Source organism: Pseudomonas sp. 30_B (genome assembly GCF_017491605.1).
Classification (GTDB): domain Bacteria; phylum Pseudomonadota; class Gammaproteobacteria; order Pseudomonadales; family Pseudomonadaceae; genus Pseudomonas.
Genome location: NZ_JAFGYY010000488.1, coordinates 1 through 245, shown reverse-complemented (window position 1 = coordinate 245; position 245 = coordinate 1). Strand labels below are relative to the sequence as shown.

Annotated in this window: 1 pseudogene; it reads left to right on the top strand. The window is 61.6% G+C overall.

The annotated features are described in order from the left end of the window. Positions 1-245: pseudogene (locus J5M67_RS29200) on the top strand (arylsulfatase); the annotation flags it as partial.

The following is a 245-nucleotide window of genomic DNA, read 5'->3' as shown; positions in this document are numbered from 1 at the left end:
TGCGCTGACCAAGAAGCGCATGGAAACCATCGACGACGAGACCACCCAGGCCGCCATCAACTTCATGGACAAGCAGGTGAAGGCCGACAAGCCGTTCTTCGTCTGGATGAACACCACCCGCATGCACCTCTTCACCCACGTGCGCGACTCGATGAAGGGCCAGAGCGGCATGCCCGGCAACGAGTACGCCGACGGCATGCTCGAACACGACGGCGACGTCGGCAAACTGCTCAAGACCCTCGACG